The organism is Micrococcus sp. ACRRV (genome assembly GCF_022346985.1).
In the GTDB taxonomy this organism is placed as follows: domain Bacteria; phylum Actinomycetota; class Actinomycetes; order Actinomycetales; family Micrococcaceae; genus Micrococcus; species Micrococcus porci.
On the sequence record NZ_JAKRNH010000015.1, the window covers coordinates 1 to 23,130 of the forward strand.

General features: G+C 72.4%; 20 protein-coding genes. 14 read left to right on the plus strand and 6 right to left on the minus strand.

The annotated features are described in order from the left end of the window. Positions 1-18: 18 nt before the first annotated feature. On the plus strand, positions 19-528 hold the full coding sequence (locus MHY29_RS02845; protein ID WP_224356710.1) for a PACE efflux transporter: 510 nt from the start codon (positions 19-21) through the stop codon (positions 526-528). On the opposite strand, the gene MHY29_RS02850 is transcribed toward MHY29_RS02845, so the two are convergent. Then, complete coding sequence (locus MHY29_RS02850) at positions 506-1,417, minus strand: patatin family protein (RefSeq protein WP_224356711.1); 912 nt, start codon at positions 1,415-1,417, stop codon at positions 506-508. The two genes, MHY29_RS02845 and MHY29_RS02850, sit on opposite strands and share 23 nt — an antisense overlap. Positions 1,418-1,503: 86 nt before the next feature. On the opposite strand from MHY29_RS02850, the gene tpx reads away from it, so the two are divergent. Next, entirely contained in the window at positions 1,504-2,004 is a 501-nt protein-coding gene (gene tpx / locus MHY29_RS02855) for a thiol peroxidase (protein WP_224356712.1), read from the plus strand. A gap of 180 nt (positions 2,005-2,184) precedes the next feature. Then, on the plus strand, positions 2,185-3,327 hold the full coding sequence (locus tag MHY29_RS02860) for a S1C family serine protease (protein ID WP_224356713.1): 1,143 nt from the start codon (positions 2,185-2,187) through the stop codon (positions 3,325-3,327). A gap of 25 nt (positions 3,328-3,352) precedes the next feature. Here MHY29_RS02860 and MHY29_RS02865 read toward each other — a convergent pair whose 3' ends face one another. Then, positions 3,353-4,135 carry a ZIP family metal transporter gene (locus tag MHY29_RS02865; protein ID WP_224356714.1) on the minus strand — a complete coding sequence of 261 codons (783 nt, stop codon included), beginning with the start codon at positions 4,133-4,135 and terminating at the stop codon, positions 3,353-3,355. An 83-nt stretch (positions 4,136-4,218) separates the two neighbouring features. Here MHY29_RS02865 and MHY29_RS02870 point away from each other — a divergent pair, with 83 nt between their 5' ends. From MHY29_RS02870 to MHY29_RS02915, 10 genes are all read left to right on the plus strand, one after another. Further along, positions 4,219-5,730 carry an NAD(P)/FAD-dependent oxidoreductase gene (locus MHY29_RS02870; RefSeq protein ID WP_239238175.1) on the plus strand — a complete coding sequence of 504 codons (1,512 nt, stop codon included), beginning with the start codon at positions 4,219-4,221 and terminating at the stop codon, positions 5,728-5,730. A 189-nt stretch (positions 5,731-5,919) separates the two neighbouring features. Next, positions 5,920-7,821, plus strand: coding sequence for an ABC transporter family substrate-binding protein (locus MHY29_RS02875; RefSeq protein ID WP_239238176.1), 1,902 nt, complete (start codon positions 5,920-5,922; stop codon positions 7,819-7,821). 146 nt (positions 7,822-7,967) lie between these two features. After that, entirely contained in the window at positions 7,968-9,488 is a 1,521-nt protein-coding gene (locus tag MHY29_RS02880) for an ABC transporter permease (protein WP_224356717.1), read from the plus strand. Beyond that, positions 9,488-10,738, plus strand: coding sequence for an ABC transporter permease (locus tag MHY29_RS02885; RefSeq protein ID WP_370643428.1), 1,251 nt, complete (start codon positions 9,488-9,490; stop codon positions 10,736-10,738). Before MHY29_RS02880 ends, MHY29_RS02885 begins: the two co-directional genes overlap by 1 nt. Beyond that, the gene (locus MHY29_RS02890) at positions 10,735-12,606 is read left to right on the plus strand and encodes an ABC transporter ATP-binding protein (protein WP_239238178.1); all 1,872 of its coding nucleotides are present in this window, start codon (positions 10,735-10,737) and stop codon (positions 12,604-12,606) included. The genes MHY29_RS02885 and MHY29_RS02890 overlap by 4 nt, the downstream gene beginning before the upstream one ends. Positions 12,607-12,788: 182 nt before the next feature. Continuing rightward, entirely contained in the window at positions 12,789-14,699 is a 1,911-nt protein-coding gene (typA, locus tag MHY29_RS02895) for a translational GTPase TypA (protein ID WP_224356720.1), read from the plus strand. Then, positions 14,680-15,267: a hypothetical protein gene (locus tag MHY29_RS02900; RefSeq protein ID WP_224356721.1), complete on the plus strand. Its 588-nt coding sequence runs from the start codon at positions 14,680-14,682 to the stop codon at positions 15,265-15,267. The genes typA and MHY29_RS02900 overlap by 20 nt, the downstream gene beginning before the upstream one ends. Next, positions 15,264-15,590: a ferredoxin gene (fdxA, locus tag MHY29_RS02905; RefSeq protein ID WP_135029672.1), complete on the plus strand. Its 327-nt coding sequence runs from the start codon at positions 15,264-15,266 to the stop codon at positions 15,588-15,590. The genes MHY29_RS02900 and fdxA overlap by 4 nt, the downstream gene beginning before the upstream one ends. 4 nt (positions 15,591-15,594) lie before the next feature. Continuing rightward, positions 15,595-16,746 carry a succinyldiaminopimelate transaminase gene (gene dapC, locus MHY29_RS02910; RefSeq protein WP_239238179.1) on the plus strand — a complete coding sequence of 384 codons (1,152 nt, stop codon included), beginning with the start codon at positions 15,595-15,597 and terminating at the stop codon, positions 16,744-16,746. Positions 16,747-16,923: 177 nt separating this feature from the next. Next, positions 16,924-18,210, plus strand: a complete 1,287-nt coding sequence (locus tag MHY29_RS02915) for a citrate synthase (RefSeq protein WP_224356723.1) — start codon at positions 16,924-16,926, stop codon at positions 18,208-18,210. A gap of 98 nt (positions 18,211-18,308) precedes the next feature. Here the strand turns inward: MHY29_RS02915 and dapD are convergent, their stop codons facing one another. Beyond that, a complete protein-coding gene (gene dapD, locus MHY29_RS02920; RefSeq protein WP_239238180.1) occupies positions 18,309-19,271 on the minus strand; it encodes a 2,3,4,5-tetrahydropyridine-2,6-dicarboxylate N-succinyltransferase in 963 nt (320 codons plus the stop codon). Positions 19,272-19,342: 71 nt separating this feature from the next. Here dapD and dapE point away from each other — a divergent pair, with 71 nt between their 5' ends. Further along, entirely contained in the window at positions 19,343-20,482 is a 1,140-nt protein-coding gene (gene dapE / locus MHY29_RS02925) for a succinyl-diaminopimelate desuccinylase (protein WP_224356725.1), read from the plus strand. A gap of 99 nt (positions 20,483-20,581) precedes the next feature. Here the strand turns inward: dapE and MHY29_RS02930 are convergent, their stop codons facing one another. The 3 genes from MHY29_RS02930 to MHY29_RS02940 form a co-directional block, all read right to left on the minus strand. After that, a complete protein-coding gene (locus tag MHY29_RS02930) occupies positions 20,582-21,463 on the minus strand; it encodes an amino acid ABC transporter permease (protein ID WP_224356726.1) in 882 nt (293 codons plus the stop codon). Beyond that, positions 21,460-22,140, minus strand: coding sequence for an amino acid ABC transporter permease (locus tag MHY29_RS02935; RefSeq protein WP_239238181.1), 681 nt, complete (start codon positions 22,138-22,140; stop codon positions 21,460-21,462). Before MHY29_RS02935 ends, MHY29_RS02930 begins: the two co-directional genes overlap by 4 nt. Positions 22,141-22,230: 90 nt before the next feature. Then, a complete protein-coding gene (locus MHY29_RS02940) occupies positions 22,231-23,118 on the minus strand; it encodes a glutamate ABC transporter substrate-binding protein (protein ID WP_224356728.1) in 888 nt (295 codons plus the stop codon). Positions 23,119-23,130 lie beyond the last annotated feature (12 nt).

Here is a 23,130-nt window from a genome sequence, read left to right on the forward strand (position 1 = left end):
CCGCGAAGGAGCCCTCCCATGACCCCGCCCCACGACGACGCCCCCCGCGGGCCCGGCGGACGCCGCGCCCTGGTCGGGCGCCGGGTCTTCCGCTCGCCCCTGCGGCGGCGGATCGTCTTCGCGGTGGTCTTCGAGCTGCTGGCGATCCTGTTCACCACCCTCATCCTGCGGGCCGTCGGGAACGAGGGGGCGGCCTCGTTCGCCGTGGCCGTGGTGTCGTCGACGGTCGCGCTGATCTGGAACGTCGTCTACAACTCGCTGTTCGAGCGGCTCGAGCGGGCGCTGGGCGTGCATGGCCGCCCCTGGTGGGCGCGGGTGGGGCACACCGTCGGCTTCGAGGGCGGCCTGGTGCTGTTCCTGGTGCCGGCCGTCGCTCTGCTGCTGGGAGTGACCCTCTGGGAGGCGTTCCTGATCGAGCTGGGCCTGATCGTGTTCTTCCTCGTCTACAACGCGGTGTACACCTATCTGTTCGACGCGGTGTTCGGGCTGCCCGACTCCGCCGGCGTCACAGCCCCAGGAACTCCTTGATGGCCGGCATCTCGCGCCGGGCCTGGGCCAGGCCCAGCTCATGGGCGGCCGCCAGCTTGGCCACGGAGCGCTCGCCGTTGGAGACGGGCATGACCTCCGGGACGAAGAGGTAGGCGGTGCCCTCGCGCTCCATCTCGAACAGGCGCTCGCGGGTGGCGTTGTACCGCTGCCACCGCGTCACCAGGGCCTCCGCGACGGCCGGGTAGCGGCGGAACGCGCGCTGATAGAAGGCGGGGAACCGCTCGGGCCGCTTCACGTACGAGCGCTCGCGGGTCATCACCACGAGCAGCTTCGCGAGGCCGGCCTCCTCGGCGGCGGTCACGGGGATGCCGCCGTCGACGCCGAGGGCCCCGTCCACGTAGACCGTGTCCTCCAGGTGCACCGGGGGCATGAGGATCGGCATGGTGGATGAGGCGCGCACCCGCACCATCAGGTCCTGCAGCGTGGTCATGTCCTCCCGGCCCCACCAGCGGGTCTCGCCGGTGACGGCGTCGAACCCGGCCAGGGCCAGGCGCGCGGGGTTCGCCCGGTAGGCGGCGAAGTCGTAGGGCAGGTCCGCCTCGGGCAGGCCCGCGTGCTCGTAGATGTACTCGGCGTTGAACATGCCCTTGCCGCGCAGGAAGGTGCGCCAGTTGCCGAACCTGGGGTCGTCGGCGAAGTCCACGAACGCCTGGCGGGCGCGCAGCGGGTCGCGGGCCAGGTAGTTGACGGCGTTGGACGAGCCGGCGGAGATCCCCGCCACGAAGTCCACGTGCACCCCGGCGCGCAGCAGCTCCGCCACCACGGCGGAGGTGTGGGAGGCGCGCATGCCGCCGCCCTCGAACAGCAGCGCCGTGTCCGTGACGTTGGAGGTCAGCGCCTCCGCCGTGTGGTCCTGCTGCTCCGCCATTCCGTCCCCCGTTCGCCGTGCGCCGTGCGCCGAGACCCGGCGGCGATCGCGTGCGCCGGGCCTGGCCACATCCTAGGCTGGACCCCATGGCCACCACGCATTTCAAGGGCACGTCCGTGCACACCGTCGGCGAGCTGCCGGAGGTGGGCTCCGCCGCCCCGGAGTTCACCCTCACCGGCTCGGACCTGAGCTCCGTGACCCTCGCGGACCTGAAGGGCCGCACGGTCGTGCTGAACATCTTCCCGTCGCTGGACACCGGCGTGTGCGCCGCCTCGGTGCGCCGCTTCAACCAGGAGGCCGCCGGCCTCGAGGACACCACCGTCCTGGCCGTCTCCGCGGACCTGCCGTTCGCGGCGGGGCGCTTCTGCTCGGCCGAGGGCATCGAGAACGTCGTCACCGGCTCCGTGTTCCGCTCGGACTTCGGCACCGCCTACGGCGCGGAGCTCGCCGATGGACCCATGCGGGGCCTCCTGGCGCGCGCCGTCGTCGTCGTGGACGCTGAGGGGACGGTGGCCTACACCGAGCTCGTCCCGGAGATCACCACCGAGCCGGACTACGAGGCCGCCCTCGCCGTCGTCCGCGGCTGACGCATGACCGCTGCACCGCCCCCCGGGGGTGACCCGTACGGCCCGCCTCCCCGCGGGCCGTATGCGTCCGCGCCCCCGGCTCAGCCGCACGGCGCCCCGCCGCCCCACGTCGGCGCGCCCTACGGGGCCGCGCCCCCGGGCTGGCCCGGGCCCGCTCCGCGTCGACGATCACCCCTGAGCGTGGCCATTGCCGTCTTCGGCGTGCTCGGAGCCGTCGTGCTGGCGGTGGGGCTGACCCTCCTGGCCGGCGGCCGGCTGATCGCCGCGGTCGGCGCGGGCTCGTCCTCGTCGGCCGCCGCCCCCTCCGGGCCGCAGGTGACGACGCGGAGCCTGGACGCCCTGGCCGCGAGCCTGGACCACGCGCACGCCGGGATCGCCGTGCCGGCCGCGGACGCCCCGCCCGCAGACGGCTCGCTCGACCCGGGGGAGCGGGTGCGTCGCGCGCCGGGGGTGCTGCTCGTGGAGACCCGCCTGGAGGCCATGCAGGGCACGGGCACCGGCATGGTGCTCACCTCGGACGGCCTGGCCCTGACCAACTACCACGTCGTGGAGGACTCCACGGCGGTGTCCGTGGTCGTCGCCGACACCGGCGCACGCCACGCGGCCACGGTGCTGGGACGGGACGCGAAGAACGACGTCGCGGTGCTCCAGATCGACGGCGTGTCCGGGCTGACGACGACGTCGGTCTCCCGCGACCCCGTGCGGCCGGGGGAGGCCGTGGCCGCCGTCGGCAACGGCGGGGGGCAGGGCTACCTGACCTCGGTCGGGGGCGAGGTGCTGCGCGTGGACCAGTCGATCCTGGCCGCCACCGAGGGCACGGACGACTTCGAGCGCCTCACGGGCCTGATCCAGACGGACGCGGACGTCGTGCCCGGCTACTCGGGTGGGCCCCTGGTGGACGGGGAGGGCCAGGTCGTGGGGGTCACCGTGGCCGCGAGCGAGGGCCGGACGGCCGCGCAGGTGGACGGCTACGCCATCCCGCTCTCCACCGCGTTCGACGTGGTGGCGCAGGTCCTCTCCGGTGAGGAGACGGACTCTGTGAGCATCGGCGCGGACGGCTCGCTCGGGATCTCCGTGGCCGGCTCGCGGGACGGCGTGGAGGTGCTCTCCGTGGACCGCGGCTCGGCGGGGGAGGAGCTCGGGCTGCGCCCGGGGGACGTCATCACCGCCATCGACGGGCGCACGCTGGACGGCAACGCCACCGCGATGTCGCGGCTCGTGAACGACCACGAGGTGGGCGACCGCCTGTCGGTGCAGTGGCGCACCGCCGACGGCGAGGCCCGGCAGGGCGAGGCCGTCCTCCAGAAGGCTCGCCACAACTGAGCCGCCCGCTCGGGCGGGCGTCCGCTCAGGCCAGCAGCGAGAGGGACCCGAGCATCGCGGCCGCGCCCGCGGCGGCCCCGGCCAGGGCCGTCGGGACGCCGCCGCAGCGGACGGCCCCGGGCAGCAGTGCCGCCAGGGACAGTGCGGCCATGACGCCGGTGACGGCGCCGTAGACCCCGCCGAGCACGGCGTCCGTGAGGAGGGGACGGAGCAGCCAGTAGCCGAGCAGCGCGCCGGCCGGCTCGAGGATCCCGGCCGTCGCGGCCCACAGGAAGCCGGTGCGCGCGGAGCCCGTGGCCCGGCGCACCGGCACGGAGACCGCGATGCCCTCGGGCACGTTGTGCACCGCCATCGCCACGGCCAGGGCCAGTCCCACCGCCGAATCCTCGAGGGCTCCGGCGAAGGTCACGAACCCCTCCGGCAGGTTGTGCGCGCCGATCGCGAGCGCGGTGGCCACGCCGAGCCGGCCCACCCGGGCCTCACGGGCGGCGGAGGCCGAGGAGCCGGACGGGGTCGCGGCCTCGGGCAGCAGGCGGTCGATCAGCAGATACGCCAGGGCCCCGCCGCCCACGGCGGCGCCGGCCGCGAGGACGCCGGGTCCGTCGCCGACCGCTGTTGCCAGCCCGCGCGCCGCGGCGGGGCCCATCTCCACTGCGCCGACGGTGAGCATCACACCCGCCGCCAGGCCGAGCGCCGCCGCCAGGGCGCGGTCGGAGACCGGGCGGCCCAGGGCGCCGAGCGCGCCGCCCACGATCGTGGCGGCCCCGGCGAGGGAGGTCAGCGCCACGGCGGTCCAGAACGGTTCCACGGGCTCCTCTCCCTGCAGCGTGTCCGACGATGTGCGTCCACCATGGTGGCAGAGCCGCAGCCCCTCGACCGCCAGGAGAGCCCATGCCCCGCGACGCAGCCCCGATCGACGCCCCGGCCGCCCGCGACCGTGGCTTCGCCCTGCCGCAGGGGGCGGAGCCGGGGCGGGCCGTCGTCGTCGGTGCCGGGCCCAACGGGCTGACCGCCGCCGCGCTGCTCGCCCGGGAGGGCTGGGAGGTGGACGTCTACGAGCGACACCACGCCCCCGGCGGGGCCAGCGCCTCCGCACCCCTGCTCGGCCGGGGCACCGTCGTGGACCTGGGCGCGGCCGGGCACCCGTTCGGCGTGGTGAGCCCCGTGTTCCGGGAGCTGGACCTGACCGGTCACGGCCTGCGCTGGGTCCACCCGGAGTTTCCCATGGGCCACCCTCTGCCGGACGGCCCGGCCGCCGTCCTCCACAGGGACCTCGACGCCACCGCCGAGGGGCTGGGCGTGGACGGGCGGGCCTGGCGCGCCCTGCACGCGCCCCTCGTGCGGGATGCGGACCGCCTCGCGGCGGACGTCCTCGGACCCCTGCTGCGACCCTGGCCGCACCCCGTGTCGATGGCCCGGCTGGGCCTGCGCGCCCCGTGGCCGGCCGGCTGGGTGAACCGCGCGGTGTTCCGCACGGAGCAGGCCCGCGCGCTGTACACGGGCGCTGCGGCGCACGCGATCCTCCCGCCCGGCCGGCCGCTCACCAGCGCGTTCGGCGCGCTGTTCGGGGCGCTCGGCATGTCCTCGGGCTGGCCGGTGGCGGCGGGCGGCTCGCAGTCCATCGTCGACGCCCTGCTCGCCGTGCTCCGGGCGCACGGCGGCCGCCTGCACCTCGACCACGAGGTGACGGACCTCCGGGAGCTGCCGGCCGCGGACGCCGTCGTCCTGGACCTGACCCCGCGGCAGGTGGCGGCGCTGGCCGGGACCGACCTGCCGCCCGCCTACGCGCGGTCCCTGCGCCGCTGGCGACACGGCTCGGCGGTCTCCAAGGTGGACTTCCTGCTGGACGGGCCCGTCCCGTGGACGGACGTGCGCCTGGCCGGGGCCGGCACCGTGCACCTGGGCGGGAACGCCGCGCAGCTCCAGCACGCCGAGGCCGAGGCCGTCGCCGGGCGCATGCCGGAGCATCCGTTCGTCATGCTCTGCCAGCAGCAGGCCGCGGACCCCTCGCGGGCCGTCGGCCCCTCCGCCGGGCGGACGGTGGTCTGGTCCTACGCCCACGTGCCGTTCGGCTGGGACGGGGACGTGCGACCGCTCGTCGAGGAGCAGGTGGAGCGCTTCGCCCCCGGGTTCCGGGATCGCATCGTGCACGCCGTGGCCACCCGGCCTGCGGACCTCGAGGCGTGGAACCCGAACCTGGTGGGGGGCGACATCGCAGGCGGCTCCATGGGCGGCCTCCAGCTGATGCTGCGCCCGACGGCGTCGCCCCGCCCGCACCGGGCGGGCCGCCCCGGCCTCTACCTGGCCTCCGCTGCCACCCCGCCGGGCGGGGGAGTGCACGGGATGGCGGGCGCCTGGGCGGTGCGCACCCTGCTGCGCGACCGTGCCCGGGCCGCCTTCTGACCCCGCTGACGCGGCCCCGCCACGGACGGAGCCCGTTCACTGCGAGGTCGCTTCCCGTTCACAGGTGATTGCCGTTACAGTATGTCTCATCTCACGTGGTGGTCGTCACTCGTCCGCCGCGGAGGCGGATCGGTCGGTCACTCGCCCGCCGGTCCTCCTAGCACCTTCTGATGAACGGAAGACCCTTCCATGAAGCACACGAAGCTCTCCGCTGCGGCGGCCCTCGCCTTCGGCTCCGCCCTCGTCCTCTCCGCCTGCGCGCCGGCCGGCCCGGCCGCGTCCGGCTCCTCGTCCAACGGCGGCGGCTCCTCCGCCGCGTCCGGCTCCTCCGCCGCGTCCGGCTCCGACGCCGCCGGCGGCGTCACCACCGGCGAGAAGGGCGAGAAGCTCACCGCCCCCGCCGACGGCCCTGGCATGGCCGACCTGGGCGACGTCAAGACCGAGGACGGCTCCGTGGCCTACTCCGTGGGCAAGGACGACTTCCTCTCCTACAACGGCGTGCAGGCCAACACGTACTCCACGTACAACTCCGCCATCGTGGACCGCCTGTTCTCCGGGTTCTACTACTTCGGCACGGACGGCACCATCGTCCGCAACGAGGAGTTCGGCACGTTCGAGAAGATCTCGGACGACCCGCTCAAGGTCAAGTACACGATCAACGAGGACGCCACCTGGTCCGACGGCACCCCCGTCACCGCCGCGGACTTCATCGTGCAGTGGGCCGCGGACAACCCCAACATCGTGGACGAGTCCGGCAAGGCCGACCCGAAGACCGGCCAGAAGCCGCAGCTCTTCGAGTCCATCACCTCCGAACCGGGCAAGTACATCCCGGAGGCTCCGGAGGGCGACCCCAAGGGCAAGGAGTTCACGGTCACCTACGCCGAGCCCTACGCCGACTGGGAGATCCTCATCACCACCGCCCTCCCGGCGCACGTGATCGCCAAGGGCGCGGACATGTCCCTCGACGACCTGGTCGCGGCCGCCAAGGCCAAGGACTCCACCAAGCTCGTGCCCGCCGCCAAGTTCTGGAACAACGGCTGGGACTTCAACCCGGGCGAGCTCCCGTCCGCGGACATGATCCCCTCCATGGGCCCGTACAAGATCAAGGACGGCGGCTGGGTCGCCGGCCAGTCGATCACCCTCGAGGCCAACGACAAGTACTGGGGCACCCCGGCAGCCACCAAGAACCTGGTCATCAAGTTCGCCGCCCCCGAGACCCACGTCCAGGCGCTGCAGAACAAGGAGCTCGACGTCATCGAGCCGCAGGCCACCGTGGACACCGTGTCCCAGCTCGAGGGCCTGGGCGACTCGGTCAACATCCAGAAGGGCGACCAGCTGACCTGGGAGCACCTGGACTTCAACCGCGGCACCGGCTCGACCTTCGCCGACAGCAAGGAGCTGCGCGAGGCGTTCGCCCTCTGCGTGCCCCGCCAGCAGATCGTGGACAACCTGGTCAAGCCGATCAACCCGGACGCCACGGTCATGAACGCCCGCGAGGTCTTCCCCTTCCAGGACAACTACCAGGAGGTCGTGGACGCGGCCTACCCGAAGGAGATGGACCAGCCGAACATCGAGAAGGCCAAGGAGCTCGTCGCCAAGTCCGGCGTCTCCAAGCCGACCGTGCGCCTGGGCTACCAGGCCGGCAACCAGCGCCGCGCCGAGACCGTGAAGCTGATCAAGGCCTCGTGCGACCAGGCGGGCTTCGACGTCCAGGACGCGAACTCCAACGTGTTCTTCAAGGAGGTCATGCCGACCGGCGACTACGACGTCGCGCTCTACGCGTGGTCCGGCTCCGGCCAGAAGGCCTCCGGCGCCAACATCTACCAGTCGGACGGCGAGCAGAACCAGCAGTCCTACTCCAACACGACCGTGGACGAGGCGTGGGACAAGCTCGCCGGCTCCCTGGACGAGAAGGAGCAGCTGGAGCAGGTCAAGGTCATCGAGAAGGCGCTCTGGGAGGACTTCCAGGCCATCCCGCTGTATGCCCACCCGGGCGTCGTGGCCCACCAGGCCGACCTGGCCAACGTGCGCGACACCGTCGCGCAGCAGGGCGCGCTGTGGAACGTCGAGCAGTGGAAGCGTGTGAGCTGACGCTCCCCTGACACCGCCCGGGGTCGTTCCCCCCGGGCGCCGCACGACCATCGACCTGGGCCCGGCCGCCAGTGGCCGGGCCCAGGCATGTGGAACGGCGGAGCCACCCCCACCTCCCCCACGAGCACGGAAGGCCACCCCCTGTTGTGCTGAAATTCATCCTGAGACGCCTGGGCAGCTCCGCGCTGGTCCTCTTCGGCGCGTCCATCCTCCTGTACGTCCTGACCGTCAACTCCGGCGACCCCCTGAAGGACCTGCGCGAGTCGCAGGCCAGCAACCGCGAGCAGCTGATGCAGGCCCGCATCGACTACATGGGGCTGGACGACCCCTGGTACGAGCGGTACTGGAACTGGCTCACCGGCGTCGTCAAGTACCTGATCGGCGCCGGCACCCTGGGCACCGACCGCTCCGGCGTGCAGGTGGAGAGCCTGCTCGGCAACGCGGCCGCCTCCACGCTGCGCCTCGTGGTGCTGGCCACCGTGCTCGCGATCGTCATCGGCGTGGCCATCGGCATCATCACCGCCATCCGCCAGTACTCGGGTCTCGACTACGCGGTGACCTTCCTGATCTTCCTGTTCTTCTCCCTGCCCGTGTTCTGGGCCGCCGTGCTCCTGAAGGAGTACCTGGCGATCGGGTTCAACAACTGGATCGCCCGCCCCACCATGGACTGGCCGCTCGTCATCGGACTCGCGGTGGTTCTGGGGCTGGCCCTGCAGGCGGCCATGGGCGGCCGCCTCGTCCGCCGTCTCCTGACCTTCGCGGCCACCGTCGCCGTGATCGTGCTCGGCGGCTACCTGCTCTTCGCCCTGGACATGTGGCGCAACCCGCGCATGGGCCCGCTCGTGCAGCTGCTGATCGGCCTGGCCGTCGCCGTGGGCGGCACCGCACTGGTCGCCGGCCTGAAGAACCGCTCCGTGCTCAAGGCCGCCCTGGCCACCGTGGCCGTGGGCGTCGTCGCCTACTACGCCACGTACGGCGTGCTGATGCAGAGCCCCTCCGGCTGGCTCATCGCCGGCCTCGGCGTCATCGCGGTGCTGGTGGGCGTGCTCGCCGGCCGTCTGCTCGGCGGCTTCTCGAAGGGGTCCGCGGTGTCCGTCTCCGTGGTGACCGCCCTGGTCATGGGCCTGTCCATCTTGGCCGAGCACATGATGAACTACTGGCCGCAGCTGCTGAAGGCCAAGCCCCGTCCGATCGCCACGATCGGCGCGGAGACCCCCAACCTCACCGGTCACTTCTGGGTGCTGTTCCTGGACAAGGGCACGCAGCTGCTGCTGCCCACGGTGCTGCTGACGATCATCTCCGTCGCCACCTACTCCCGGTACACGCGCTCCTCGATGCTCGAGGTCTCGCGTCAGGACTACATCCGCACCGCACGGGCCAAGGGCCTGGGGGAGCGCCAGGTGATCCTGAAGCACGCGTTCCGCAACTCGCTGATCCCGATCACCACGATCATGGCCTTCGACTTCGCCGGCCTGATCGGCGGCGCCGTCATCACCGAGAGCGTGTTCGGCTGGAAGGGCATGGGCGAGCTGTTCCGCACCGGCCTGGACCAGGTCGACCCCGCGCCCGTGATGGCGTTCTTCCTGGTGACCGGCACGGCTGCCGTCCTGATGAACCTGGTGGCGGACATCCTGTATGCCGTCCTCGACCCCCGGATCCGAGTGTGATGACCATGAGCCACTCCGCACAGCAGAACCCCCGGAGCACCTCACCCGCCGTCGTCGACCTCGCCGAGGCCGAGGACCTGAAGCTCCAGCAGAAGACCGGCAAGTCCTACTCGCAGGGCGCCCTGATCCGCAAGCGCTTCTTCCGCCACAAGGCGGCCATGGTCTCCCTGGTCGTCCTGGCCTTCATCGCCCTCATGGCGTTCACCTCGATCGGCTTCGCCGGCATCCCCGGCTGGTGGGACGAGTCCTACTCGGCCGCGTCCACCGTCGTGGACGGCGGGCGGCCCACCCTGTCCGTCGTGCCCCAGTTCCTGGGCGGCGAGGGCCTGCGCTGGGGTGCACACCCCTTCGGGCAGACCTCCACCGGCACGGACTTCTTCGCCCTGGTGATGCGCGGCACCCAGCAGTCGCTGATCATCGCGTTCATCGTGGGCCTGATCTCCACGGCCATCGGCGCGCTGGTCGGCGCGGCCTCCGCCTACTTCGGCGGCTGGGTCGACTCCGTGCTCATGCGCCTGACCGACCTGATCATCGTGATCCCGCTGCTCGTCCTGGCGGCGGTGCTGGGCAAGATGGCGGGCGGCCTGCAGCTCGGCATCCTGCCGCTGGCCTTCGTGCTCGGCATCGTCTCCTGGACCTCCCTGGCCCGCCTGGTGCGCGGCGAGATCCTCTCCCTCCGGGAGAAGGAGTTCGTGGCCGCCGCCGTGGCCATGGGCGCCAAGCCCGGCCGCATCATCGGCAAGCACCTGCTGCCCAACACCATCGGCGTGATCGTGGTGAACGCGACCTTCGCCATCGCCGGCGCCGTGCTGCTGGAGACCTCGCTCTCCTACCTGGGCTTCGGCGTGAAGTCCCCGGACTCCTCGCTGGGCCTGCTCATCAGCGACTACCAGACCGCGTTCACCACGCGCCCCTGGCTGTTCTGGTGGCCGGGCATGACCATCCTCGCGATCGCCCTGTCCGTGAACTTCCTCGGCGACGGCCTGCGTGACGCGTTCGATCCGCGCCAGTCCGGCTCGGGGCGTCGCAAGCGCGGCCTGTTCAGCCGCCGCGCGGCGGTCACCGAGGCCACGCCGACGACGGCGGGCGGCCTGCAGGCCTCCCCGGCGTCCGCTCCGGCCGGCCACGCGGACGTCGTGGCCGACTCCCGCGGCCTGGACGCCCCCGCCGCCTGGACCGTCACGGACGCCGACGGCACCTCCCGCCCCGCCGGGGACGACGTCGACACCACGGAAGGGGACGCCCGATGAGCTCGAAGGCATTCGATCCCAAGGACTCCGGAACCACCGAGACCTCCGCCGAGGACCTGCGGGCCCGGGCGGAGACCCTGCCGGGCTCGTCCGGCGAGGCGCCCCAGGGCGTCGTGACCACCGCCACCGGCTCCCTCAAGGTGCCCGGGCCGGCGACCACCACGATGGGCGTCGTCGAGCACCACGACGACCTCGGCGGCGAGCCCGTGCTCGCCTTCCAGGACGTGGACGTGCGCTTCGCCACCGAGTTCGGCTCGGTGCACGCCGTGAAGGGTGTGACGTTCGACGTCAAGCCCGGCGAGGTCGTCGCCCTGGTGGGCGAGTCGGGCTCCGGCAAGTCCGTGACCAGCTCCACGGCCATGGGTCTGCTGCCGCCGTCGGCGGACATCACCGGCTCGGTGAAGCTCGGCGGGCGCGAGGTCCTCACCATGACCGACTCCCAGCTGCGGTCCATCCGCGGCCAGGACGTCGCCATGGTGTTCCAGGAGCCCATGACCGCCCTCAACCCTGTGCTCACCGTGGGCGACCAGCTCACGGAGGCCCTGCAGCTGCACGGCCTGGCGTTCGGCACCGAGGCGACCAAGCGGGCGGTCGAGCTGCTCACCATGGTGGGCATCCCGGACGCGGCCGACCGCCTCAAGCAGTACCCGCACCAGTTCTCCGGCGGCCAGCGCCAGCGCATCGTGATCGCGATGGCGATCAGCTGCTCCCCGCGCGTGATCATCGCGGACGAGCCGACCACCGCCCTGGACGTGACCGTCCAGGCGGAGATCCTCGAGCTGCTGCGCTCCCTCAAGGACAAGATGAACACCGGCATCCTGCTCATCACCCACAACATGGGCGTGGTGGCGGACATGGCGGACCGCGTCTGCGTGATGCTCCACGGCGAGCTCGTGGAGTCCGGCACGGTGCAGCAGGTGCTCCAGCGTCCGCAGCACCCGTACACCCAGCGCCTGCTGGCCGCGGTGCCGCGCCTCGGGGAGGCGCTCGAGACCGCGGAGCCGGAGCCCGTCACCTCCACGCAGACGGCCGTGAAGTACGCGATCGAGGCCGAGGACCTCTGCATCGAGTACGACCACCGCGGCAAGAAGAACCGCGTGGTCCACGACGTCAGCTTCCAGGTGGCCCCGGGCGAGATCCTCGGCCTGGTGGGCGAGTCCGGCTCGGGCAAGTCCACGATCGCCAAGGCCGTGCTCGGCCTGCTCCCGGTGGCCTCCGGCGCCCTGCGTCTGCAGGGCGAGGACCTGGCCACCATGAAGGCGGCCGAGCAGCGGGCGCTGCGCAGGAAGATCGGCGTGGTGTTCCAGGACCCGGCGGCCTCGCTGGATCCCCGGTTCCCGATCGGGGACGTCATCACCGAGCCGATGGTCATCCACGGGGTGGGGGACCGGCGCTCGCGCCTGGCCCGCGCCGAGGAGCTCCTCGACGCCGTGCGCCTGCCGCGCGACGTGGTGAACCGCTACCCGCACGAGCTCTCCGGCGGCCAGCGGCAGCGCGTGTCCATCGCGCGCGCGCTGACCCTGGACCCCGAGGTCCTGATCGCGGACGAGCCCACCTCCGCCCTGGACGTGTCCGTCCAGGCGGCGGTGCTGGAGATGTTCGCCGAGCTGCAGACCCGGTACGAGTTCGCGTGCCTCTTCGTGTCCCACGACCTCGCCGTGGTGGACATGCTGGCCCACAAGGTGCTGGTGCTCAAGGACGGCCGCCAGGTCGAGCAGGGCCCCACGGGCCGCGTGCTGCACCACCCGCAGGCGGAGTACACCCAGCGCCTGCTGGCGGCCGCGCCCGTCCCGGATCCGGACCAGCAGGCCGAGCGCCGCCGGGAGCGCCGGCGCCTGCTGGCCTCCTTCGGCGAGTCGGCGTACTGACCCGCGGTCCCGCGGAGCACGACGGCGGCCCCCACCTCACGGTGGGGGCCGCCGTCGTCGCCGGGGGGGAGGGCCGCGGCCCGCCCGGGGCGCGCCGTGGGGGTGTCCGCGGCGCGTATGATCATCCGGGGCCGCCCGTGTGCCGTGCCCGCACCCCTCTTCTCAGACCGGACAGGACTTCCATGACCTCGACCGACACCCGCCGCTCCGACCTGCGCAACGTGGCCATCGTTGCCCACGTGGACCACGGCAAGACCACCCTGGTGGACGCCATGCTCCGGCAGACCGGCGCCTTCAACACCCACGGGGACGTCGCCGAGCGCGTCATGGACTCGGGCGACCTCGAGAAGGAGAAGGGCATCACGATCCTCGCCAAGAACACCACGGTGTTCTACTCGGGCCCCTCGGCCCCCGAGGGCGAGACCGTGACCATCAACGTCATCGACACCCCCGGCCACGCCGACTTCGGCGGCGAGGTCGAGCGCGGCCTGTCCATGGTGGACGGCGTCGTCCTGCTGGTGGACGCCTCCGAGGGCCCGCTGCCGCAGACCCGCTTCGTGCTCCGCAAGGCCCTCGCCGCCAAGCTGCCGGTGGTGCTCGTGGTCAACAAGACCGACCGCCCGGACGCCCGCATCGACGGCGTCGTCTCCGACTCCATGGACCTGCTGCTGGGCCTGGCCTCCGACCTGGCCGAGGAGGACCCGGAGCTGGACCTGGACTCCGTCCTGGACGTGCCCGTGGTGTACGCCTCCGGCAAGGCCGGCCGCGCCTCCCGCGAGCAGCCGGGCGACGGCGCCCTTCCGGACTCCGAGGACCTCGAGCCCCTGTTCAACGTGATCATGGAGCACATCCCCGCCCCGGTGTACGACGAGTCCGAGGTCCTGCAGGCCCACGTGACCAACCTCGACGCCTCCCCGTTCCTGGGCCGCCTCGCCCTCGTGCGCATCGTCAACGGCACCCTCAAGAAGGGCCAGACCGTGGCCTGGGCCCGCCAGGACGGTCAGCTCAAGTCGGTGAAGATCACCGAGCTGCTCGCCACCAAGGGCCTCGAGCGCGTCCCGGCCGACGAGGCGGGCGCCGGCGAGATCGTCGCCGTCGCCGGCATCGAGGACATCATGATCGGGGAGACCCTCACCGACCTCGAGGACCCGAAGCCGCTGCCGCTGATCACCGTGGACGATCCCGCGATCTCCATGACCGTGGGCATCAACACCTCCCCGCTGGCCGGCCGCGTCAAGGGCGCCAAGGTCACCGCCCGCCAGGTGAAGGACCGCCTGGACAAGGAGCTCATCGGCAACGTGTCCCTCAAGGTGCTCCCCACCGAGCGCCCGGACGCGTGGGAGGTCCAGGGCCGCGGCGAGCTCGCGCTGGCCATTCTGGTCGAGCAGATGCGCCGCGAGGGCTTCGAGCTGACCGTGGGCAAGCCCCAGGTGGTCACCAAGCAGATCGACGGCAAGCTGCACGAGCCGATGGAGCGCATGACCATCGACATCCCCGAGGAGTTCATGGGCGCCGTCACGCAGCTCATGGCCGCCCGCAAGGGCCGCATGCAGGAGATGTCCAACCACGGCACCGGCTGGATCCGCATGGAGTTCCTGGTGCCGGCCCGCGGCCTGATCGGCTTCCGCACCCGCTTCCTCACGGACACCCGCGGCGCCGGCATCGCCTCGTCCGAGGCCGCCGGCTACGAGCCGTGGACCGGCGACATCGAGTACCGCACCAACGGCTCCCTGGTGGCGGATCGCGCGGGCACCGCCACGCCGTTCGCCATGATCAACCTGCAGGAGCGCGGCACGTTCTTCATCCAGCCGGGCGCCGAGGTGTACGAGGGCATGATCGTGGGCGAGAACGCGCGGGCGGACGACATGGACGTGAACATCACCAAGGAGAAGAAGCTCACCAACATGCGTGCCGCCTCCTCCGAGTCCTTCGAGGGCCTGACCCCGCCCCGCACCCTGACCCTCGAGGAGTCCCTCGAGTTCGCCCGGGAGGACGAGTGCGTGGAGATCACCCCCGAGGACATCCGCATCCGCAAGGTGGTCCTGGACGCGAACGAGCGCCTCAAGGCGGCCCGTGCCCGCGCCCGCGCCTGAGCCGCGCCACGGCGCGCACCCCACGACGGCGGCGCCCGTCCCCTCCGCGGGGGGCGGCGCCGCCGTCGCGGCACGCAGGGGACGACGCCGGCCGGCCTGGCGGGACGTGCTGCCCGGCCTGGCGCTCGGCGTCGGGACGGGCGCGCTGGGCACCGCCACGCACCTGAGCCTGCTGCCCGTCGGCTCCTGGCTGCTCCCGTGGGGGCTGGTGCTCGCGCTCGTGCTGGTCGGCTCCACGCAGCGCTGGTGGATGCGCCGCGCCGCGGCCGCCGGGGGACGCCCGGTGCGGGCGGGCGCCGCCGTCGTGCTGGCCGCGTTCACCATGGCCTCCGCGCTGCGCTGGCTGCCGGCCACGGACCGGCTGGACCTGCCCTGGACCGCGGGCGTCGCGCAGGCCATGCCCGTGGCGTTCGCGGCCTCGGTCGGCTGGACGCTGGGCCTGCCGGTGCTCGGCGTCGTCCTGCTGTGGCTGGGCGCCCGTGCCGGCGAGGGACGGGCGGCCGGAGAGAGTACCCTGGAGCGAACCCCGAACCCCGTGCCTGCCAGGAAGGTGGACGGTCAGCCATGACCTATGTGATCGCGTTGCCGTGTGTGGACGTCAAGGACAAGGCGTGCATCGACGAGTGCCCCGTGGACTGCATCTACGAGGGCGAGCGCTCCCTCTACATCCACCCGGACGAGTGCGTCGACTGCGGCGCCTGCGAGCCGGTGTGCCCGGTGGAGGCCATCTACTACGAGGACGACGTCCCCGAGGAGTGGGCCGACTACTACAAGGCCAACGTCGAGTTCTTCGACGACCTCGGCTCCCCGGGCGGCGCGGCCAAGCTCGGCCAGATCGCCAAGGACCACCCGCTGATCTCCGCGCTGCCCCCGCAGGGCGAGGGCGCCTGAGCGCATGCTGACGCTGCCGGACTACCCCTGGGACACGCTCGCCCCCTACCGTGAGCGCGCCGCGGCGCACCCCGAGGGCACGGTGGACCTGTCCATCGGCACGCCGGTGGATCCCACGCCCGCGCTGATCCGCGACGCGCTCACGGCGGCCGCGGACGCCCACGGCTACCCGACGACGCACGGCACCGCCGAGCTCCGGCAGGCCGTCGTGGACTGGTTCGCCCGGCGGCGCGGCGTCCCGGGGCTGGACCCGGAGGCCGTCCTGCCCACGGTCGGCTCGAAGGAGCTCATCGCGTGGCTGCCTACGCTGCTGGGCCTGGGGGCGGGGGACGTCGTCGTCTTCCCGGCCACCGCGTACCCCACCTACGCGATCGGCGCGCAGATCGCCGGCGCCGAGGCCGTGGCCGCGGACACCCTCGCCGAGCTCGACGACGACGTCCGCTCCCGCGTGCGCCTCGTCTGGACGAACTCCCCGGCCAACCCCACCGGCGCCGTCCTGGACGCCGCGGAACTGAGGGCGATCGTGGACGACGCCCGGGCCCTGGGCGCCGTGGTCTGCGGCGACGAGTGCTACGCCGAGCTCGGCTGGGACGAGTGGGAGGACCGCGTCGTCCCGTGCATCCTCGCCCCCGAGGTCTCCGGCGGGGACCTCACCGGCCTGCTCTCCGTGTACTCGCTGTCCAAGCAGTCCAACCTCGCCGGGTACCGCGCGGCGTTCGTCGCCGGCGACCCCGAGCTGATCGCGCCGCTGACCAACACCCGCAAACACGCCGGGATGATCGTGCCCGGGCCCGTGCAGCACGCCATGGCCGTGGCCCTCCGCGACGACGCCCACGTGACAGCCCAGAAGGACCTCTACCGGGAGCGGCGCGCCGCGCTGAAGGCGGCCCTCGAGTCCGCCGGGTACGCGGTGGACCACTCCGAGGCCGGCCTGTACCTGTGGACCCGCCGGGCGGACATCGCCCCCGGTCAGGGCACCGCGCAGGACTCGTGGGACCTGCTCGGCGAGCTCGCCGAGCTGGGGATCGTGGCCGGGCCGGGCGTCTTCTACGGCGCCGCCGGCCACGGGCACGTCCGTGTGGCGATCACCGCCTCGGACGAGGCCGTGGCCGCCGGCGCCGCTCGGCTGACCGCGCGCGGCCCGCTGCCCCGCTGAGACGCACGGCCGACGGCGCCCCCGGCTCCGGGGGCGCCGTCCACGGCGCGGCCCCGCGGGTCCACCGGTGGCGTGCCGCCCGGCCCGACTGGGTAGAGTGGAGAAGAATCGTCCCCGTGTGCGCGCCCAGTCCTGCGCGCCGCGGGCCCACCTGACAGGAAGACGAGGGAGACACCCGTGAGCGAGATTGAGTCCGCCCGACTGACGGTCGGCGAGAAGACCCTGGACCTCGGCGTCGAGAAGGCGGCCGAGGGCAACGACGGCATCGTCGTCGCCCCGCTGCTCAAGGAGACCGGCAAGGTCACCTACGACCCGGGCTTCATGAACACCGCCAACGCCAAGTCCGCCATCACCTACATCGACGGCGACCAGGGCATCCTGCGCTACCGCGGCTACGCGATCGAGGACCTCGCCGAGCACTCCTCGTTCATGGAGGTCGCCTACCTGCTCATCTACGGCGAGCTGCCGGAGTCCAAGGAGGCCCTGGAGGCCTGGGAGACCAACATCCTGCGCCACAACATGGTCCACGAGGACCTGAAGATGTTCTTCAACGGCTTCCCGCGCGACGCGCACCCGATGCCGGTGCTGTCCTCCTCCGTGTCCGCCCTGTCCACCTTCTACGCGGACTCCCTGGACCCCAAGGACCCCGAGCAGGTCCACATCTCCACCGTGCGCCTGCTGGGGAAGCTGCCGGTGCTGGCCTCCTACGCGTTCAAGAAGTCGCTGGGCCAGCCGTTCATGTACCCGCACAACAACCTCAACTACGTGGAGAACTTCCTCCGCCTGTGCTTCGGCGTGCCCGCCGAGGAGTACGAGATCGACCCGGACATGGTCAAGGCGCTCGACCTGCTCCTCATGCTCCACGCGGACCATGAGCAGAACGCGTCGACCTCCACGGTGCGCCTGGTGGGCTCCACGGACGCCAACCTCTTCGCCTCCGTCTCGGCCGGCATCAACGCCCTCTACGGCCCCCTGCACGGCGGTGCCAACGAGGCCGTCCTCAACATGCTGCGCAGGATCCAGGCCGAGGGCATCAAGCCCGAGGACTTCATGGAGAAGGTGAAGCACAAGGAGGACGGCGTCCGCCTGATGGGCTTCGGACACCGCGTCTACAAGAACTACGACCCGCGCGCCAAGATCGTCAAGAAGACCGCCGAGGACATCCTGGCCAAGCTCGGCGGCAACGACGAGCTGCTCGAGATCGCCATGCGCCTCGAGGAGAAGGCCCTCGCCGACGACTACTTCGTGGAGCGTCGTCTCTACCCGAACGTCGACTTCTACACCGGCGTGATCTACAAGGCCATGGGCTTCCCCGAGAAGATGTTCACCGTCCTCTTCGCCCTGGGTCGCCTCCCCGGCTGGATCGCCCAGTGGCGCGAGCTGACGGAGGACCCGGCCACCAAGATCGGCCGCCCGCGCCAGATCTACGTGGGCGAGCAGCTGCGCCAGTACCCGCAGCGCTGACCGGGGCGCCGGGGCGCGCGCCCCGGACCCCGCCGACCGCGCGACGGCCCCCGCACCCGGACAGGGTGCGGGGGCCGTCGGCGTTCAGCTCAGGAGCGTCAGTTCGCGTGCAGCTCCGCGTTGAGCGCCACGGTGCGGCCGTCGCGGGGGAGGACCTCCACGCCGCCGGTCACGGAGTTGCGGCGGAACAGCAGGTTGGTCACGCCCGAGAGCTCGACCGCCTTGACGGTGCGCGGCTCCCGGCCGGGCTCCACCACGGTCACCACGGTGCCCGCGGTGACGTACAGGCCGGCCTCCACCACGGAGTCGTCGCCGATGGAGATGCCCACGCCGGAGTTCGCGCCGAGCAGCACGTGCTCGCCGATGACGACCTTCTGGGTGCCGCCGCCGGAGAGGGTGCCCATGATGGACACGCCGCCGCCGAGGTCGGAGCCGTCGCCCACCACCACGCCGGCGGAGATGCGGCCCTCCACCATGGAGTGGCCCAGGGTGCCGGCGTTGAAGTTGACGAAGCCCTCGTGCATCACGGTCGTGCCCTCGGCCAGGTGCGCGCCGAGGCGGACGCGGTCGGCGTCGCCGATGCGCACGCCGGTGGGCACCACGTAGTCGGTCATGCGGGGGAACTTGTCCACGCCGTAGACGTTCACGGCGCCGCGGGCGCGCAGCTTGGCACGGGTCGCCTCGAAGCCCTCGACCGCGCACGGGCCGAAGTTCGTCCACACGACGTTGGTGAGCAGGCCGAACACCCCGTCCAGGTTCAGCTCGTTGGGGCGCACCAGGCGGTGGGAGAGGGCGTGCAGGCGCAGCCAGGCGTCCTCCGCGGAGGCGGGGGCGACGTCGAGGTCCGCCTCGAGGGCGACGACGTCCTGGGTGGTGCCGCGATCCGCGTCGGCGGCTGCGAGGCCCTCGAGGGTGCCGGCGAGGGACGCATCGGCGGAAGCCAGCGGGCCGGTGACGGGCGCGGGGAACCAGACGTCGAGGACGGCGCCGTCGGCGGCGCGGGTGGCCAGGCCGTGGCCGGAGACGAGGCGGGCGGAGGAGGTCTGCGAGGTGTCGGTCATGCGCGTCAGACTACCGACCCGCCCGTGCCGGGGCCGGTGCAGCGGCCCGCCCCGTCCGTAGGATGGACGCCATGACCGACGCCGTCGCCCCCGTCCTGCCCGACCTCGCCGCCGCCGACCTCGACGTCGCCGCGCTGACCGCCACGCTGCTGGACGCGCCGTCGGTCTCCGACGACGAGGGCCCGCTCGCCGACGCCGTCGAGGCGGCGCTGGCCCGCCTGCCGCGGCTGGGCGTGCGGCGCTTCGGGGACGCGATCGTGGCCCGCACCGAGCTGGGCCTGCCCGGCCGGGTGATCCTCGCCGGCCACCTGGACACCGTGCCCCTGCCCACTGCGCCCGGAGCGCGCGGCACCGTCCCCTCCGCCTGGGAGGGGGACGTGCTCTACGGCCGTGGCGCCGTGGACATGAAGTCCGGCGTCGCCGTCCAGTTGGCCCTGGCCGGCCTGTTCGGACGGGCGGACGGCCCGGACCCGGTCCACGACGTCACCTGGGTGTTCTACGACCACGAGGAGGTCGACTCCGCGCGGTCCGGCCTCGCCCGCATCGCCCGCCAGGCCCCGGAGCTGCTCGAGGGCGACTTCGCCGTGCTGCTCGAGCCCACGGACGGCGTCGTGGAGGGCGGCTGCAACGGCACCTGCCGGTACCGGGTGCGGTTCGAGGGGGTCGCCGCGCACTCCGGGCGCGCGTGGCGCGGGGACAACGCGATCCACAAGCTGGGCGCACTGCTGAGCGCCCTGGCCGCCTACGAGCCCGCCACCGTCACGGTGGAGGGGCTGGACTACCGCGAGGGCCTGAACGCCATCCGCGTGTCCGGGGGAGTGGCCGGCAACGTCATCCCCGACGCCGCGGCCACCGAGGTGAACTACCGGTTCGCCCCGGACAAGACCCTCGAGCAGGCGCACGCCCACGTCCGGGAGGTCTTCGCGGCCGCCGGCGTGGACTGGGACGCCCAGGTGGAGGTCACGGACGCCTCGCCCGCCGCCCGCCCGGGCCTGGACCGGCCCGCCGCCGCGGCCTTCGTGGCCGCCGTGGGCGGGGAGCCCATGCCCAAGTACGGCTGGACGGACGTCGCCCGCTTCTCCGAGCTCGGCGTGCCCGCCGTGAACTTCGGTCCCGGGGACGCCCTGCTCGCCCACACGGACGACGAACACGTGGAGCGTGCGGCCGTCGAGCGCTGCCGGGACGCCCTCGAGGCCTGGCTGCGGGGCTGAGCCGCCGCCCTGTCATCCCTCCGCCCCCCGAGACGACCACGGGCCGGGCGTCCGTGAGGAGACCCGGCCCGCGGCGACGGAGACCCGTCGGGGGGGGGCTCAGTCCTTCCCGATGGTCACGGCGGTCGAGCCGGCGTGGGGCTTCGTCCTCCCGGAGGTGCGGGAGGACAGTCGGCGGGAGAGCAGCGTGGCCAACCAGGTGAGCAGCATGTTGATCAGGATGAAGATCACGGCGGCCACCACCAGCGTCTGCAGGATGTTGCCCTGGCCGGAGCCGAGCTGGCGGGCGTACTGCAGCAGCTCGAAGAAGCCGATCAGGTAGCCCAGCGCCGAGTCCTTGAGGATCACCACGAACTGGCTCAGCAGGGACGGGAGCATGGCGACGAGCGCCTGCGGCACCTCCACGAGGCGCAGTGACTGGTTCGGCGTCATGCCGATCGCCGCGGCGGCCTCGCGCTGGCCCTTGGGCAGGCCCGTCACGCCGGACCGGACGAGCTCGGCGATGACGGAGCCGTTGTAGAGGGTCAGGCCCACGATCACGGCGTAGTACGGGCTGTCCGCGGCGTTGATCGCCCCGCCGCGGGCCGCCAGCGCGAACGCCTGGTAGAAGAAGACCATCATCACGAGGACGGGCACGGCCCGCAGGAACTCGACGACGACGGCCGCCAGCCACCGCACCGGCGCGACCGGCGCCAGGCGCAGGAAGCCGAACACCAGGCCGAACACCACCGAGGTGACCACGGCGATGCCCGCGGACTGCAGGGTGAACTGCAGGCCCGGCAGGTAGTAGTTGGTCCAGGCGTTGGCGTCGAGCGCGGCCAGCCAGCGGCGCGGCTCGAGCTGGCCGCGGTCCTGGAGCGCCATGCCGACGACGACGGCCACGGCCAGCACGAGGGCCAGGGCCACGAGGTTGACGATCAGGATGCGCCGCCGGGTCGCCGGACCCGGGGCGTCGAACAGCACGGAGGCCTGCGCGCTCATCGGCTCACCGCCCACTTGTCGGAGGCCCACGTGGTCAGCAGGCCGATCGGGATGACGATCAGGCAGAACCCGATCGCGATGGTCAGGAAGATCGCCACCATGGCGTCGGGCCGGAACTCGATCATGGTCTTCATCAGCCCGGAGGCCTCGGCCACGGACGCGGCGGCGGCCACGGTGGTGTTCTTGGTCAGGGCGATCACGGTGTTGCCGATCGGGGTGATCGCCCCGCGCAGGGCCTGCGGCAGGATCACCAGGCGGGCGGCGGGCAGGAAGCCCAGGCCGATCGCGCGGGCGGCCTCGGCCTGGCCCAGGGGCACCGTGTTCACGCCGGAGCGGATCGCCTCGCACATGAACGCCGCGTGGTACAGGGACAGGGCGAGCACGGCGTAGACGAAGAAGTTGACCTTGAAGTCCGGGGCGAACGTGACCTTCAGCTGGCCCCAGACCGCGAGCACGCCGATCAGCATGATGATGGTCAGCGGGGTGTTGCGCACGATGTGGACGTAGCCCGCTCCGACGGCCCGCAGGGAGGGCACGGGGGAGATGCGGCAGAGGGCGAGCAGCACGCCGAGGATGAAGGCGCCCAGGGTGGCGAGCGCGGCCAGCCGGATGTTCATCCAGAAGGCCTGCGGCACGGCGGCGCCGTACTGCTCGACGAGGGTGGACAGGGATTCCATGTCTCCTCCGGGGATCGGGAGCGGGTGCCAGACGACGGCGGCGGCTCCGGTCTCGGAGCCGCCGCCGGCGCGTGGGGCGTCAGGAAGGGATCAGGCGCAGGGCTCGAACTCGGCGTCGGCGCCGGAGTTCTTGTCCTCGGAGTACTCGTAGCCGGTGCCCTCGGTGTTGGCCTTCAGGGACTTCTCCCACTCGCCGGAGTCCTTCATGGCCTTGATGGCCTCGTTGATGTCCTTGCACTTGTCCGAGCCCTTCTGCAGGCCGACGCCGTAGCGCTCGGTGGTGAAGGGCTGGCCGACGACCTTGAACTTGCCCTTGTTGGCGTCGGTCGCCGCGAGGCCGGCGAGGATGATGTCGTCCGTGGTCACGGCGTCCACCTGGCCGGACTCCAGGTAGGTCACGCACTCCGCGTAGCCGCCCTGCTCGACCAGGTTCACGCCGGAGGCGTAGTTGTCCTTGATCTTCTGGGCGGAGGTCGAGCCGGTGACGGAGCACAGGTTCTTGCCGTTGAGGGAGTCCGGGCCGGTGATCGAGGTGTCGTCCTGGCGGACCAGCAGGTCCTGGCCGGCCACGAAGTAGGGGCCGGCGAAGTCCACGCGCTGCTTGCGCGCGTCGGTGATGGAGTAGGTCGCGAAGATCATGTCGACCTCGCCGTTCTCCAAGGCGTTCTCGCGGTTCGCGGACGGGGTCTGGACCCACTCGATCTTGTCCTCGGCCACGCCGAGCTTGCCTGCCACGTAGCGGGCGACGTCGGTGTCGAAGCCGGTGGGCGCGTTCTGGCCTTCACGGAAGCCTAGGCCCGGCTGGTCGTACTTGATGCCGATCCGGAGGGTGTCCGAGGAGCCGGACTGTGCGGCGGTCGAACCGGAGGCGGACGACGCGGAGCCCGAGCCGCCCGAGGAGGAGGGGGAGCAGGCGGAGAGGGACAGGGCTGCGGCGGCGGCCACCGCGGCGACGGAGAGGATGCGGGAACGGGCCATGATGACTCCTTG